Raw genomic sequence first — 15,270 nt, 5'->3', positions numbered from 1 at the left:
TTCTTTATTTATTCAAATGCGATGAGAAACATTAAAGCTCCTAATAGAAATTGTGAAAGTGGTAGAAAATTATTTTGACCTGTATATAATCCAATTGCCGACATAACGATCACAGTGAGTGCTACTATGATGCAGAGTATACGAAGCATATTAGGAATCATCCTTATTCTTTTTTGTATAAGGATTATCTTCTAGTTTATCGACGGAATGTTTATAAGCATAGCCTTTATTAATTGTCATGATGGAGAGTACGAGGATGATTAGGACGATGATAATACCGATAATTAATATTTTGAACATAAAACCCCTCCTTTTCTTTATTTTACATAATTTTGTAATTGATGAAAACAATAGAAATTAAAAGGATGAAAGAAGGGTGTTACATGGAGACGAAAAAAACATATTATATATCAATAGGAAACGGTCAAATTTCACAAGTGAAGACGGCGGATACGTATAATTTTGAGATTTCCGCAAATGATGAGGAAATTACGGAATTAAGAGAGCACTTCGATCAAGCATATGTAGAAGATTTAGGGGCATTTGTACGCTCCCACGTTCCATTTGTTGAGTATCATCACGATTCAAATAATGACCGATATGATGAACAACTACAAAAAGCATATAAAATGATTTATGATTTAGGAAATCATGAGACGAAAGAATTAGTCGCGCAAATGGGAATAATCAATGGATTGTAATTGGATAATATTATGCAGAAAAGCGAGAATATGCTACAATTTGTGGTAGGAAAAACTTGTAACCATCAATAGGGGAGTAATGGCATGTACAAATTTAAAGATTATTACCACAACACTGTACAATTATCGTTTGAACGTTATCCATTTTCTCCTGAGCCAAAGCATGTTTGGGTTGTATGCCGGTACGGGGATCAATGGTTATTAACGCATCATTTACGTCGCGGTCTTGAATTTCCAGGTGGTAAAGTAGAACTAGGGGAAACACCGGAAGAAGCGGCAGTTCGAGAGGTTCATGAAGAAACCGGCGGCATAGTTTCTGATTTAACTTACTTAGGACAATACAAAGTATCTGGAAAAGACAAAATAATCATTAAAAACATTTATTTTGCAACAATTAGTGCGGTAGAAGAACATACGCATTACGAAGAAACGAAAGGGTCTGTTTTATTAAAAGACATTCCTGACAACATTAAAACGAATAGAAAATTTAGCTTTATAATGCGCGATGACGTATTAGCGCGTACGATGAAACATATAGAAGAAATCGGCTGTTTTACGAAGTAAAGTAGCCGGTTTCTTTTTTTGTATGTAAGAATAAATGTAAATATATCTTTATATTATTTTGGTTATATTATACAATTTTGTAAAGATATATTTACATTTTAGGAGGGGGAAGATGGATAAAAGAAAAGAAACGACTGTTACTGTTTCGATGGTTAAATTAAACTTTTCTTTATTTTTTATAATAATTGCTTTGTCGTTTGGAATTGGTTATTTGCATATATTTCTTTCAGGTGGGGTTCAAGTTGAAGTTACATTATTAACGATGTTTCTTTTTATTATCGCAATGATTGTTCTCGTTTGTATTCATGAGGCAATACATTTAATTGGCTTTCGCTATATCGGAGGTGTTCCGTGGAGTGAACTAAAATGGGGCGTTAATTGGAAATTAGGTGTTGCATATGCTCATTCTAAACAGGCGGTTACAGTAAAGCAAATGAAGAAAGTGTTAATGCTTCCGTTTTTACCAACTGGAATTTTGCCAATTGTATTGGGATTAGCTATGAATCTGGAGCCACTCTCATTTTTAGGAATTCTACTAACAGCAGGTTGTATCGGTGACATTGCCTTATATCAAAAAGTTTCAAAGTTTCCAGATGATGCGCTAGTAAAAGATCATCCGAGTAAACCACAGTTTACAGTGTATGAATAATAAAGAAAGAGGAGGCGTTTTTGAATAACTGCCCCCTCTTCCTTTATTATCACTTTTTTCCGGTAAATCGATATATTATGAAAATCATTAATATGATTTAATTACTATTATTATGTTTTTATCTCGCTATTTGCCGGGCAGTAAGACCCCCCACCTCAAAATTCAGCGGGAGCAATGAAGTAGGTGGGGGCGGCGGATTAAAGTTTCACTTTATCTCCACCTCCACCTCTAAAAACGAAAGCACCTCCAACAAATCATCTACGATACGTGAATGCTTAAAATTCCCCCAAAACGAATCTTTTTTCCAAACACCAAGAATCCCTACTTGTTCAGAACCAAGCACATCGTTTTCTGGATGATCTCCAACATAAAGACATTCTTCTGCCTTCACATCTAGTCTTTGCAAAGCACGTTCGAAAATTTCAGGATGAGGTTTTTTAATTCCTTCAGCTTCTGAAACGAGAATGGTGTTTGTATACGTATGTATATGTAGTGCTCGAAGGTTGCTCATCTGAAATTCAGTAAAACCATTTGTAATAATACCAATTTTAATGTTTCGCTGTTTTAACTGTTGAAGTAGTTCATGCGTGTTTTTGAAAGGAATACAATGATGTTGGAAGTTTGTAATATAGTCGTGTAGTAGTTGTTCTTGCGTTAAAGTAGTAATGTTGTATTCAGAAAGGAGAGTAGCATATACTTTATCCTTCCACGTATAGCCATTATTATCGAGTTCAAGAAATCGAGAACAATACTCTGTTTTCTCTACGCTCTTCAAATGTGAGGCGAAGCGATTATATTGCTCACAAATAAATTGTTCTAAAGATTGGCGCCGATCTAATAGTGTTCCATCTAAGTCGAATAAGATTGCACGAATCATGGGAAGCCTCCTTGCAGTTTTTATAATTAATTATCGCATATTCGCAAAAAAATGATTATGATATTTTGTAGAATGGGATAATGGGGGATTGTATGAAGAAACTGTATGGCAAGTTAGTATGTTGTATTATAGCAAGCAGTTTAGTTGCAGGATGCGAGAGTGCTATCGAGGTTACGAAAGAAAAAGAAATTTGTAAAACAGAAGAAGAGTGCACGCAAATAGGAGATAAAACATTACAAAAAGTATATAAAAAGATAGAGGGACTTTCAGAACTTGAAAAAGTAGAGGATTATGACATAGAAGAGTATGAAAGTATGAATATGAAAGAGGCGGAACAGAAAAAAGAAGAGGATGACAATTACTTCTTTTTAGCTTCTTATTATATCGATGATGATGAAATTGTAGATCCTTATTTTGAGAAATTGGATCGTAAGAGATTGAATAAAGTTTTTGCAGATGACAAAGTAGCAAAAGATGATTTGTTAAGCCAGCGACAAGATAGAGAGTATCATGAAACGTTATGGGACATGTATCGCACTCTCATTCCAGTGAAATATCGTGAGAATATAACAGGGTTTGATCTAATCACGGATGGTTATGACGGCGTTGTTGCCCATGTCATGCTAAGTATGGATGACCCGAGAGATTGGTTGCTTAGTTTAGACGTGCTCGATTCTGGGGTGAATATAGATGAAGTGATGAAAACATTAATTCATGAAACGGCTCACGTATTAACGATTGGGCATAAACAAGTACCAGTGGATAGGAAATATTTAGAGGCGTTTGATGAAGAGAAAGACATTTCATCATATCGAAATAAATGTAAAACGGTGTTCTTGAAAAATGGATGTGCGAGAAAAACTTCGTATATTAACCAATTTTATAATGAATTTTGGAAACCAATTGAGCAAGAGTGGACAGAAAAGAAAGTAGAAGAAAGTGAAGAGGCACAAATTGAATTTTATAAAGAAAAGCATGATGATTTTGTATCGCTGTATGGAACAACAAATGTAACGGAGGATATCGCAGATACATTTACAGCGTTCATTTTACAAGATTCAAAAAAGGTGAAAGAAGGAACAGAGTTAAAATATAAAAAAATTGCTTTCTTCTATCAGTTCCCTGAGCTTGTAAAAATGAGAGCGGAAGTGCTGTCGGGATTATATGATGTTTCAAAAACGATAGAAGAACAAAGTGGAGACTAATGTGAGTTATGCTTTCGATATAGTTTCGTTAAAGAAAAGCGTGAAGAATTTTTAATTCTTTGCGTTTTTTTATGTTGATAAAATTGAAAATTCTGTATTTTTATTAAAAAGAAGAAGGAACTTGCGGTATAAAATAGAATTAGTATAAAAATGTCACAATTTAGACACAATTATAATGCGCGTGTTGTAGGGACTATAAGTTTACTCTCGAGGAGGTAATGAAACGTATGAAAACGATTCTTGCTGTTGCTGGTCTCATTTGGGTAATGTCTCACGGTTTTCCGATTTTTGAAGGGGAGCAAATTCGTAGTGCTTTGAATGAAAAGTTTAATGATTATCATGTGATAGATCGAAAAGATAATGTCGTTACAGTACGTGTGAAAGACTGTTTCCATACAGTTACGGTTGCGGATGGAAACATTACAAATGAAACGAAAATGTGTGATAAAAGGTAAAAGAAAGAAGCTGACTATAGCGCACTGTTTTGAGTCAGCTTCTTTTTCTTTTTCCAATTAGAATTTTTTCAAATGCCTCAACAAATACATACATAAGAGTTGCAAGAACACATGTGAGTAGTACGCTAAGTAAGACGAGTGTGAAGTTAAAGACTTGGAATCCGTAGCTAATTAAGTAGCCAAGTCCTTGTTTGGAAACGAGAAGTTCTCCGAAAATAACACCGACCCAGGATAAACCAACATTTACTTTTAACGTTGAGATAATTGCTGGAAAGGATGCAGGGAGAACGACTTGCTTATAACATTGCCATTTATTTGCGCCAAATGTGTCCATCACTTTTATATAGTTAGAATCGACTTCTTGAAATGCACTGTAAATAACGAGAATGGTAATGATGATGGAAATGATTACTCCCATTGCGATAGAAGATGAAATGTTTGGACCGAAAATAACGATGATGATTGGACCGAGTGCAACTTTTGGCATTGCATTTAGGACGACGAGGTAAGGATCAAGTACGCGGGCTAGAAGTGGCATCCACCAAAGAAACGTGGCAATAATAGCACCGAGTACCGTTCCGAGAATGAAGCCTACTCCTGTTTCCAGCAATGTCGTCCATATGTGGACCCAAAGTGAACCATCGATCCATTTCGTTAAGAAGAGATCCCAAATACTCGAAGGAGAACTAAAGAGTAAAGGATCGATCCATTCTTTTTTGCTAGCTATTTCCCATAGTGCAAAGAAAAGAATAAGTAGTAAAAGCTGTAATGAGCGAGCAATCCAAGCACGCCTGCGTTCTTTCTTTCGAAATTGTTCATGTAGTTGTTGTATATTATCCAAGTCGTTCCAGCTCCTTCCATATATCTTGAAAGAGGGCTGGGAAATCGTAGTGATGGCGTGCTTCTAACGGTGATAAAGAACGGATACTTTCCGGGACGATAAAGGTTTTTGCGATTTTTCCAGGATTCGCTTGCAGTAAATAAATACGATCACTCATCGCAATCGCCTCTTCAATATCGTGAGTAACAAGTAGTGATGTTTTCTTATATTTATTTAGTAAGTTGAAAACGAGTTCTTCTAGTTTTAATTTCGTTTGATAATCGAGTGCGGAGAATGGTTCATCTAGTAATAAAATTTTCGGATCAGTTGCTAACGTTCGAACGAGAGCAGCACGTTGACGCATACCGCCGGATAGTTCACGAGGATATTGTCCTTCTACCCCATGTAGACCGACTTGTTTTAAAAGATTTAAAGTATGTTCTTTCATCTGTTCATCATAAATCTTTCGAATATGAAGTCCAAGCATAATATTTTCTTCAATTGTTTTCCACGGGAATAAGTAATCTTGCTGCAACATATATCCCATAGATGAAGTTTTCGTTGTAATTGGTTCACCATCTAAAAAGACGATACCATCAATTGGATCAAGTAGTCCAGCAATGATTGAGAGGAGCGTTGTTTTACCGCAACCACTTGGGCCGAGTATAGAAATAAATTCGCCTTCTTCCACTTGTAAGCTCATATCTTCGAGAATAAGTTTGGCATTCTCTTTTGCGAAAAAACAGTGAGAAACGTTACGTATTTGTAAAAAACTCATACACTTCGCCTCTATTTCTTAATAACGCTTTCGGCAATTTTTGTATTGACGAGCGCTTCATGTGGGACTTCTTTTTGTAATTCACCAGCATCTTTCATAATCGTTTGGAGCTGTTTCCATTCTTCCGCATCTAGTAGTGGATTTGTCGCATAAGAATGTTGTTTTTTATACCGTTCAATTACTTTTACTGTAATGTCTTTCGAAGTGTCTTTAAATAGCGGAGAAACAGCATCAGCAATCTCTTCTGGACTATGTGTATCAACCCATTGCTGTGCTTTATAGAGCGCACGTGTGAACTTTTCAGCAGCAGCTTTATCTTTCTTTAAGAAACTTTCTTTTGCCATGAACGTTGTATAAGGAACAGTACCAGATTCATTTCCGAATGAAGCGACGATATAACCTTTACCTTCTTTTTCGAATATGCTTGCAGTCGGTTCAAAGAGCTGCACAAACTCTCCTGTACCAGATGCAAAGGCATTTGCAATATTAGCAAATTCGATATTTTGAATTAAGTTCGTATCTTTCCGAGGATCAATTCCATTTTTCTTTAAAACGTATTCCCCAACCATTTGCGGCATGCCGCCTTTACGCTGTCCTAAAAATGTAACACCTTTTACGTCATTCCAATTAAAAGAGTCTAGTTTTTTACGTGAAACTAAAAATGTCCCATCTGTTTGTGTAAGCTGTGCAAAGTTAATGACAGGGTCTTTCGCTCCTTGTTGATGAACATAAATAGACGTTTCAGAACCGACGAGAGCAATATCAATTCCGCCAGATAATAGGGCGGTCATCGTTTTATCGCCACCAGCTGTTGTTTGTAGGTCAATATTTAGTCCTTCATCTTTAAAAAATCCTTTTTCAATCCCGACATATAATGGGGCATAGAAGAGAGAATGGGTAACTTCGCCAACGCGAATGTTTTGAGTTTGTTCTTTCGTACTTTCTTTTTTACTACTACAAGCAGCAAAAGTAAAAACAGCTAGTAACATGATGCAAAAAATCGCGATTAATTTTTTCACTATATAACACCTCCTAGAAGTCACTCTACAAGCATGATATGTAGGTAAGTGCCCATATGTGAGTGTAGATAGCAGGAATTTTTTGGGTGGTAAAGAAGTACAAATATAAGGGGTGATAAAATGGAGTACGAATACGATGATAGCGTACATTTACATCTTGATTATTTCGGGACAGAATGTGATATGGAATCGATCGCTTATAAGAGGAAGAATGAAGACGTATGGGATGTGTATTTTAATTTTGGAGTATACGGTATTCAGAAAGACGATGTAGAGTTAGGTAGGTTTATGGACGAATATGCCGGTTATTACGTTTTTTCTGTACATGCTCGCGATCTTAGTTGGGAATTTGGAAGTGCCCAGTTTGAAGAGTGGGTTTTGAAAAATCGGATAGTAGAAAAAACGCTACAAAAATAGGAGGAATTTTGTGATTGGATTTCTCATCTTATTATTTATTTTTGTGGCCGGATTTTTTATTATGCAAATGCTTATTTACCGATTTGCAAAGAAAAACATCCATAAATATACAAAAATAAAATGGTTTCATATGTGGCTACATATGAATATGAAAAAAGGACCGAGATTAGATTTTTTTGATTTTGTAGTTATAGTGCTCGTATGTATCGTATGGAAAATATGGCTGCTTCCTTTTATATAATACACATACTAATCATTTTCTCTTTTATCATAAAATAACGAAAAGAACCTGTCTTGTGGCAGGTTCTTTTCGTTATAGTAATAGTTGTTAAAAACGTGCAACGCCTGTTTATTAATTCTTTCGTATTTTTATGTGAAATCTTTAATAGTATTAAGGATTTCCAAAACATAGTTATTATATCATAAAGTGGAATGCTGAAATTAAGTTTTTCAAGAATGAGTAATTTGTATACCACAATTTAACTGTTGATTAAGGGAATATTAAGACAATACATTTATGGTAGAAGCAAGTATGCAGACGAAATATGTAATATATGTTATTTTAATAGAAATAGTTCTTTCGATGCGGGGGAAATTAAGACATAGAAACGAGGGAATGAATTGAAGTATGGTTCTACACTTTTTCATCTTCCAAAAAGAAATATATTAATTTCTAGCATTATAAGTAGTATGGTGACTTTATTAGTAATAACTATGCTGTTTATGATTTTAAAGGTTTTTAATTTAGACATGATGAAAGATCATTTAAATCAAAAGCTTGTTTTAAGTGTTATGATGATTTTCATATGGGGCATAACGTTTTATATTACGCATTTCAATAAAAAAGAGATGCCTATACTTAGAGCATCCCTGCGAGTGCATTTTATATTACTTTTATTAGCTCATACAGTAGCGTTATTTTATATTGTCATGCAAGTTAATATGAGTTTCATAGAGGCAATGAATTGGATTTACTTTTATAATATGCAGTTTATATTAAGTTTTGTAGTAATTTATGCAATATATATTCTTGTATATAATTTAATAGGTAAGGTTTTTCTAAGTATGGTTTTAACGAGCTGTACGTTAGTCATTTTGTGTATTGTGAATTATTTGAAGCTTATTTTCAGAGGTGATCCGTTATATCCTTCTGATTTCACACAAATTACGCATATGCAATCTGTTATACCGATGGTGATGGACTATTTTAGTTGGAGTTATATTTTTGTCATTATCGTAAGTATCGTAGCTTGTATTGTAGCAGGGATATATATGAGAAGGTATATTCAAAATGTAAAGATTCATCTAGGAATAAGAGCCTTATTAGTAGTAGGATCTATTTTTGTTCTATATGCGTACGGTAATTTTGCGAATACATTTATGAATAAAGTATTTCAAAAATCAGGTGTAGATTTTGTTTTGTGGAATCAAAATGAGAACTACGCTTCAAATGGTTTTGTACTTGGGTTTATTAGCAATTTAGATACAACAGTTATGGAAAAACCAAAAAATTATTCTAAAGAAAATATGCTTCAAATAGCAAACGATATAAAAAAACAATATAGTGGAAATATAGGGAATCAAAAGAAAAAAGAGAAACCGAATATTATTTTTGTAATGAGTGAATCGTTTTGGGATCCGACGAAAGTAACCAACCTTTCTTTTAGTGAAGATCCTGTACCAAATTTGCATCATTATATAGAAAACTTTCCTGGGGGACAAACTATTTCTCCTACATTTGGGGGAAATACAGCGAACGTTGAATTTGAGGCATTAACAAGTTATTCAATGAGTTTGTTAAAGCCAGGTTCTATACCATATCAGCAGGTTATTACAAATAAGAAAGAAGTTCCATCAATCCCTACGGCGTTGAAAAAAGAAGGTTATTATACAAGTGCAATTCATTCATTTGGTCGCACATTCTTTAAACGTGACGATGTATATAAGGTGTTAGGATTTGATAAGTTTAATGCAGAGGACACGATGGAAAATGTGGATATTGATGGAGATTATATTAGTGATTTAGCGATGAGTAAAGAGATAATTGCTGAGTTAGAGGAACAAAAACAGCCAACATTTATTCATGCAGTTACGATGCAAAATCATTTTCCATTTACAGAAGGCCGATTTGGTGAAAACCTAATAGAAATTAGCGGTCTAGAAAATGAAGAATCAAAAGGAGAATTAGAGACGTATACAGAAGGATTAAGACGTTCAGATGAGGCCCTTCAATATTTAATAGAGCAACTAGATAATTTAGATAGACCTACATTATTAGTATTCTTTGGAGATCATCTTCCATCATTAGGAACAAATAAATCTTTTTATAAAGAAAATGGGTATATAACGAATGAAAAAACACCGAGCGAACGTTTAGCGATGGCGCAAACTCCGTTATTAATGTATGCAAACTTTGATATGCCAAATGATAATTTAGGTTTAGTAAGCCCAATTCATTTTTCTAATCTTATTTTTGATTATGCAGGATTAAATAAATCCTTATTTTATCAATTTTTATCGGAACTTTACAAGGAAATACCAGTGCTTAGAGATGAATTAAAAGTTGATAAAAATGGAGAAGTAATCAATGATTTAACAAAGAAACAAAAAGAAATGTTAGAGCAATATAAAATGCTTCAATATGATTTACTCGTTGGAAATCAATATAGTAAAGATATCCTCTTTAAATAAAAGAAACAAAAAGAACTTGTATAACGATACAAGTTCTTTTTTCATAGTATTTAACGGGGTAACCAGACAAGCTGGGTTTAGGGAGTATTACTTGTACATTTAGTATATATGAAAATGTAATCGTTTTATTCGTGTATTTGTGAGAAATGTGTGAATTTTATGTTTTATAAAAACGATTATGTTAACTTTCATTCTTATATTGCAGTTGTTATGTTTGTAAAAATTTTATCAGTTCTTTATTTAATTCATCCGCTTGATCGATTGGTGAACCATGACCACTATTTGTAAGAGCATGTAACTGAGAATTTTTAATTCGTTGTTGTGTAAGTTCAGCACTTTTGTAAGGAATTAGTTGATCGTGAACGCCGTGGAAGATTTTTGTTGGGACGTTAATTTTATTTAAATCTTTCGTTACATCTTCATTTGCAGCTGCTTGTAAAATTTTGATAAGGGCATAAGAAGCGGACTGCATACCGAGATAAGAAAACCATTCAAGGGTTGCAGCTCCTAAGTTTCTATTGAAAAAGGATAAAGATACATCATTTAAAAATTTTGGTAAATTAGCATACATTTGATTAATGAGAGCATCTGCTTGTTCTTTCGGTACACCGTAAGGGGACTCTTGATTTTTAACGAAAGAGGGGGAGACAGCGTCAATTAATGCGAGCTTAGAAATGCGGCGGCCATTATAGCGAGACATATAGCGAATAGAAAGAGCACCACCAACTGAGAAACCGACTAATGTAGCGTTCTCTACTTGAAGTGCTTCCAGAACAATTGCGATATCATCGGCTAATCGATCATACGTGTAACCAGACCATGGCTTATCAGATTGCCCATTCCCTCGTATATCCATGGCAATACAGCGAAAGCCATGCTCTGGTAAAACATTGAGTTGATATTGATACATTTGATGATTTAAAGGCCATCCGTGAACGAAGAAAACAGTCTTACTACCTGGACCAGGATTAACGTCTTGCACAAAAATATGCACATCTTTCTCGACAGTAACAAACATAAAACTCCCCCTGTTCTATCAATAGGCTCCATTCTAAAAGCTTTGTTTTACTTTTTAGGCCGTCTATATAAAACATCCTCCATAATATACGTATTAATGATCATAGATTTTATGCTCTGTATATAGTCTAAATATATTGCGTTTTTGGTACGATTTTCCTCAAATGTTCGATTTATCTTTGTTTGTCTATGAAAATCATTTATTATAATAAATGGTATTCTTCGAGATATTATTTTGAAGGGGTGTTGAAGTGAAAGAAAGTTTTCTATCATATAAAGAAGAAGAAAAGAATGCAAAAATCCTTTTATGGGTGTTATATGTCATTGTTATTGTATATCAAATTTTCTATGCAATCGTATTAGAAGATAAATCAATAATGGATAAGGGATACAACATAATATGGCAAGTTATTTGCGGAGTAGCAATACTGTGCGTGAATATATATTTAATGAAAAAAGAGAAGGCAAACCTTGTTAAATATGCATGGATATTTGCATACATAGCGATAGAAATCGCTAATATATTTGCATATGTTTTTTATAATAAAGCGGCGTTTGATGCGACAAATATAATAGAAATTATTCTCATTTTCTTTGTACCTATATTTTTAAATAAAAAATTTTATGTGTTTTTACTTTCCTCTATTGTAGGAAAATATTTAATTTATTTATTTGTATTAGAGGAAGTAAAAGCATTTATGTTCCTTATTATGTGTACGCTTATGTTAATAGCTGCATATATCATTTTAAATCGATTTTTACAATATCTTTCAGCCGTAAAGGAAAGTATTGCGATTGCTAGTGAATCACAAAAATTAGCAGTAATCGGAAAAATGGCAGCGACTGTTGGACATGAAATTAAAAATCCACTGGCTTCATTAAAAGGATTTACGCAATTACAACGAGAGAAGCATGAAGAGGATCCTATTTATAAACGTATGATTTTTGAAATAGAAAATATGAATAATATGATAAGTGAGTTGATGGAAGTTGCTACATGCAAACCTTCTATTTATAAGAAACATGATGTAGGAAAAATTGTATTACAAGTAATAACAAGTCTTCGCGGAAAAATGAATGAATTAAACGTGCAGTTTATTTCTAATGTGGAAGAAAAAACAATAGAAGTTGAATGTGATGAACGAAAAATAAGAGGAGTCTTTTTATATACGATAAAAAATGCTTTAGAGGCAATGGAACAAGGTGGCATATTACATTTGCAATTAGAGAATAAAGGGAAAGAATATGTAATAATCAGCGTAATCGATAATGGTCATGGTATTAAGCAAGAAAACTTAACCCGTGTTACAGAAGCCTTTTATACAACGAAACAAGATAAAATTGGTCTGGGACTTACGGTAGCGAATCGAATTGTCGCCGAGCACTTTGGTGAGCTGCATATTTCAAGTGAAAGAGATACTGGAACGAGAATAGACATCATTCTCCCAAGGAAGTGTGGAAATACTGAAATCCAAGTGGAAGAAAAGCTAGGAGTTACCATATGAATAAAGGCTATATATTTAAAAATGAAGAAATAAAGGCATTGAAAGTATTTTTAAGTTTATTTTTTATTATATTTTTTGTGTATGATCTTGCCTATGAATTTATCGTACCTTTAATCGCGGGAGAGCAAGAAGGCGTAGGAAAGTTTGAAGATGGTTTAGGTTTATGGCTTTACTTTTTGACGGTAGTATTGTTTTGCAGTGGAATATACTTTATGAAATGGAAGAATGTTTTTGTGGTAAAGTATATTATTCTAATTGGCTATAATGTATTAGATTGTATCCATAACATTATGATTTATTATGGTAGCGATGCGGAATTTGACGGTGGAAATATAGTAGAAGTATTTTTTATTTTGTTCGCACCAATCTTTGTGAACAAAAGATATTTCTGGTTAGTTCCAGCGATACTTGTCGGGAAGTACGCTCTTACAGGAATCATTATTCAATCTTCTCTCGTTTTAATCCCAATGGCATTATATAGTGTATTTACTATTATATGTTGGATTATATTTTTGAGGGTTCAGTCTTACGTTCGTACGCTTGAGATGATGGACAAAGAAATAAAACAGACAGAAAAACTAGCAGTTGTTGGAAAAATGGCAACGGTTATTGGTTATAAGATTAGAAGACCTTTAGCAAACTTAAAAAAACTTGTGAATAAACAGGCAGACAAGCATCCAGAGGATAAAATTTATAGTGATATTATGAAACAAGAAGTAGATCGGATTCATATAATTGCTACAGAACTTAGTGGATTTGAGAAATCTAAATCACTAGAATCAGAAACTCATAACATACAAGAAATTATCTCTTATGTTATTCGAGTTATGGAAAAGCCTGCTTTAAAACAAGGAGTCCACATACAAGGTATTTACAGTAAAGACTTACCGTCCATTACATGTGATGAAAAACGATTAAAACAGGTCTTTTTTAATTTAATCAAAAATGCAATTGAAGCAATGTCAGTTGGGGGAACAATTACGATTAAAGTTACTGTAAAAGATGGAATCATCGTTCAAGTGAAAGATGAGGGATGTGGTATTCCGAAAGATAAAATTCCAAAGTTAAATGAAGCCTTTTATACAACGAAAGAAACAGGAACTGGTCTAGGTTTAGTAGTTACAGAAAAAATTATTAAAGACCACAATGGTAAAATGAGTTTTGAAAGTGAAGTTGGGGTTGGAACAACGGTTGAGGTTATGTTACCACTGCATTAAATAGAAAAAACATCACTTATTTGGAAGTAATGTTTTTGTGTTCTTCTTAGGTAGACGTTCTAAAAAAGAGGACGATAACGAAAAATAATATATTGATAGTGTAAAAAGAAAATAATGGATGTTTTACTATGAAAAATATATAATGGCTTTGTCTGTTATTTGTTGTAGTTCATTTATATTTCTATTTTTTGACCCGAATCTCGGGTCTTTTTTTATGAAATGAATTGCTATATGTCAGTGATTAGAAAAATAGAATATATATTCATGCTGTAATACTGGTAGCACCAGTAAACTCGGTGCTACCAGTAGGTTCGTTTTCCGGCACAACGAAAGCATTTACGTTGGTACAGGTGGTGCTTTCACATTTCTCTATTTTTCTGTGGTCGATTGTATTGTGTATATAAATTTAAAAAATGATAGCGTTAGAGCCACCATTTCTCCTGCGGAAGCAAAATAACATCCACATCAAAATTTTCTTTAAACCAATCATACATCAATGTCTCTTTCACTAAATATTCAGAGGCAGAGTGTGATACACCAATTAGAGACATATTCGTTTCTTTTACATAATCCATAATGAGCGAGTATTTATGTCGGCCGTAATCATTGTCGATATGGCAATGGATTTCTCCTGTAATATATGCTTCAGCACCTTTTTCTTCTGCTTCCTTCATTAAAGATACAACATCGCCACACCCAGCGATAATTGCGATTTTTTTAATGGAATCATGTCGTTTACCTTCGAAGTCTGTGTAAGGAATCTGGAAGAGTTGTTTTAGATGTTTTTGGAGTGCTTCTGTTGATGTTTCATCTATTTCACAAATAAGACCAATTGGTTCTTGTTCTGGACCTCCATATGCAAAGTCGTCCACTACAGTAGCGTTTAATGCTTTTGCAATTGAAATACTCGTTCCATGCGTTTGATGAAAATCCATTGGTACATGACATGTATATATAGAAAGTTGTTTTTCTTTTATTCCTTGCAAATATTTTTCAGGAATTGGTATGAAACCGCGACCTGATCTTCCAAGCGGATCACCACACTCCATTACAAGGGGATGGTGCATAAAGAGTAAATCACCAGGTGTGGATTGTGAAATGAATGTTTCAAGAACGTCACCTGTAGGGAATACAGCTAAAAATACTTTGTTTACATTTTCAGATCCGTGCATCATAAGGCCGTTAAATAAATCTACAAAATTTGCTTCGAAAAATTGTTGCCAAGGAAATTTGATAGGATCATATACGGCTGGGATAAATCGACTAAAGGCACTATCTTTTCCGTATTTTTCAATTTGGAATAAGTGATTGAGTGATTGCTCTATTTTTTTTAAGGCTGGCATGTTTGATAATCC

Annotated in this window: 18 protein-coding genes; 10 read left to right on the top strand and 8 right to left on the bottom strand. The window is 33.8% G+C overall.

The window, feature by feature from the left end:
- Positions 1–8: 8 nt before the first annotated feature.
- Together NST27_RS23480 and ytzI are read right to left on the bottom strand one after the other, a co-directional pair.
- Positions 9–149, bottom strand: coding sequence for a hypothetical protein (locus tag NST27_RS23480; protein ID WP_163115712.1), 141 nt, complete (start codon positions 147–149; stop codon positions 9–11).
- A gap of 1 nt (position 150) precedes the next feature.
- Entirely contained in the window at positions 151–300 is a 150-nt protein-coding gene (ytzI, locus tag NST27_RS23475) for a YtzI protein (protein WP_000472789.1), read from the bottom strand.
- 83 nt (positions 301–383) lie between these two features.
- Here ytzI and NST27_RS23470 point away from each other — a divergent pair, with 83 nt between their 5' ends.
- The 3 genes from NST27_RS23470 (at position 384) to NST27_RS23460 (ending at position 1,914) form a co-directional block, all read left to right on the top strand.
- Positions 384–701: a hypothetical protein gene (locus tag NST27_RS23470; protein WP_016123488.1), complete on the top strand. Its 318-nt coding sequence runs from the start codon at positions 384–386 to the stop codon at positions 699–701.
- 84 nt (positions 702–785) lie between these two features.
- Positions 786–1,265 (top strand): antimutator 8-oxo-(dGTP/GTP)ase, encoded by a 480-nt coding sequence (mutTA, locus tag NST27_RS23465; protein WP_000276385.1) that lies wholly within the window; start codon positions 786–788, stop codon positions 1,263–1,265.
- Positions 1,266–1,377: 112 nt separating this feature from the next.
- On the top strand, positions 1,378–1,914 hold the full coding sequence (locus NST27_RS23460) for a DUF3267 domain-containing protein (protein ID WP_000361287.1): 537 nt from the start codon (positions 1,378–1,380) through the stop codon (positions 1,912–1,914).
- A gap of 205 nt (positions 1,915–2,119) precedes the next feature.
- Here NST27_RS23460 and NST27_RS23455 read toward each other — a convergent pair whose 3' ends face one another.
- Positions 2,120–2,791: an HAD family hydrolase gene (locus NST27_RS23455; RefSeq protein ID WP_000617257.1), complete on the bottom strand. Its 672-nt coding sequence runs from the start codon at positions 2,789–2,791 to the stop codon at positions 2,120–2,122.
- A gap of 92 nt (positions 2,792–2,883) precedes the next feature.
- On the opposite strand from NST27_RS23455, the gene NST27_RS23450 reads away from it, so the two are divergent.
- On the top strand, positions 2,884–3,996 hold the full coding sequence (locus NST27_RS23450) for a hypothetical protein (protein WP_047387023.1): 1,113 nt from the start codon (positions 2,884–2,886) through the stop codon (positions 3,994–3,996).
- Between the two features lie 227 nt (positions 3,997–4,223).
- Complete coding sequence (locus tag NST27_RS23445; RefSeq protein WP_000849112.1) at positions 4,224–4,451, top strand: hypothetical protein; 228 nt, start codon at positions 4,224–4,226, stop codon at positions 4,449–4,451.
- Positions 4,452–4,485: 34 nt separating this feature from the next.
- On the opposite strand, the gene NST27_RS23440 is transcribed toward NST27_RS23445, so the two are convergent.
- The 3 genes from NST27_RS23440 to NST27_RS23430 are packed head-to-tail and all read right to left on the bottom strand — an operon-like array spanning position 4,486 to position 7,068.
- On the bottom strand, positions 4,486–5,292 hold the full coding sequence (locus NST27_RS23440; protein ID WP_000368822.1) for an ABC transporter permease: 807 nt from the start codon (positions 5,290–5,292) through the stop codon (positions 4,486–4,488).
- The gene (locus NST27_RS23435; RefSeq protein WP_000009025.1) at positions 5,285–6,049 is read right to left on the bottom strand and encodes an ABC transporter ATP-binding protein; all 765 of its coding nucleotides are present in this window, start codon (positions 6,047–6,049) and stop codon (positions 5,285–5,287) included. Before NST27_RS23435 ends, NST27_RS23440 begins: the two co-directional genes overlap by 8 nt.
- 11 nt (positions 6,050–6,060) lie before the next feature.
- A complete protein-coding gene (locus NST27_RS23430) occupies positions 6,061–7,068 on the bottom strand; it encodes an ABC transporter substrate-binding protein (RefSeq protein WP_000733151.1) in 1,008 nt (335 codons plus the stop codon).
- 120 nt (positions 7,069–7,188) lie between these two features.
- Between NST27_RS23430 and NST27_RS23425 the strand changes: the two genes are divergently transcribed.
- The 3 genes from NST27_RS23425 (at position 7,189) to NST27_RS23415 (ending at position 10,176) form a co-directional block, all read left to right on the top strand.
- Positions 7,189–7,485: a DUF3986 family protein gene (locus tag NST27_RS23425; protein ID WP_000455580.1), complete on the top strand. Its 297-nt coding sequence runs from the start codon at positions 7,189–7,191 to the stop codon at positions 7,483–7,485.
- A gap of 10 nt (positions 7,486–7,495) precedes the next feature.
- A complete protein-coding gene (locus tag NST27_RS23420; protein ID WP_000578981.1) occupies positions 7,496–7,726 on the top strand; it encodes a hypothetical protein in 231 nt (76 codons plus the stop codon).
- 380 nt (positions 7,727–8,106) lie between these two features.
- On the top strand, positions 8,107–10,176 hold the full coding sequence (locus tag NST27_RS23415; RefSeq protein WP_000873625.1) for an LTA synthase family protein: 2,070 nt from the start codon (positions 8,107–8,109) through the stop codon (positions 10,174–10,176).
- Between the two features lie 208 nt (positions 10,177–10,384).
- Here NST27_RS23415 and NST27_RS23410 read toward each other — a convergent pair whose 3' ends face one another.
- Entirely contained in the window at positions 10,385–11,194 is an 810-nt protein-coding gene (locus tag NST27_RS23410; protein WP_000498273.1) for an alpha/beta fold hydrolase, read from the bottom strand.
- A gap of 250 nt (positions 11,195–11,444) precedes the next feature.
- Here NST27_RS23410 and NST27_RS23405 point away from each other — a divergent pair, with 250 nt between their 5' ends.
- Together NST27_RS23405 and NST27_RS23400 are read left to right on the top strand one after the other, a co-directional pair.
- Positions 11,445–12,698 (top strand): ATP-binding protein, encoded by a 1,254-nt coding sequence (locus NST27_RS23405; protein WP_000664862.1) that lies wholly within the window; start codon positions 11,445–11,447, stop codon positions 12,696–12,698.
- Positions 12,695–13,915, top strand: coding sequence for an ATP-binding protein (locus tag NST27_RS23400; RefSeq protein ID WP_061661726.1), 1,221 nt, complete (start codon positions 12,695–12,697; stop codon positions 13,913–13,915). Before NST27_RS23405 ends, NST27_RS23400 begins: the two co-directional genes overlap by 4 nt.
- Before the next feature lie 422 nt (positions 13,916–14,337).
- On the opposite strand, the gene NST27_RS23395 is transcribed toward NST27_RS23400, so the two are convergent.
- Positions 14,338–15,258: a Nif3-like dinuclear metal center hexameric protein gene (locus NST27_RS23395; RefSeq protein ID WP_001111134.1), complete on the bottom strand. Its 921-nt coding sequence runs from the start codon at positions 15,256–15,258 to the stop codon at positions 14,338–14,340.
- Positions 15,259–15,270: the final 12 nt, after the last annotated feature.

The sequence above is a fragment of the Bacillus sp. FSL W8-0770 genome (assembly GCF_038008705.1).
Lineage (GTDB): Bacteria > Bacillota > Bacilli > Bacillales > Bacillaceae_G > Bacillus_A > Bacillus_A cereus.
Note: the sequence above shows the minus strand (reverse complement) of the source record. Positions and strands in the feature narration are given on the sequence as shown.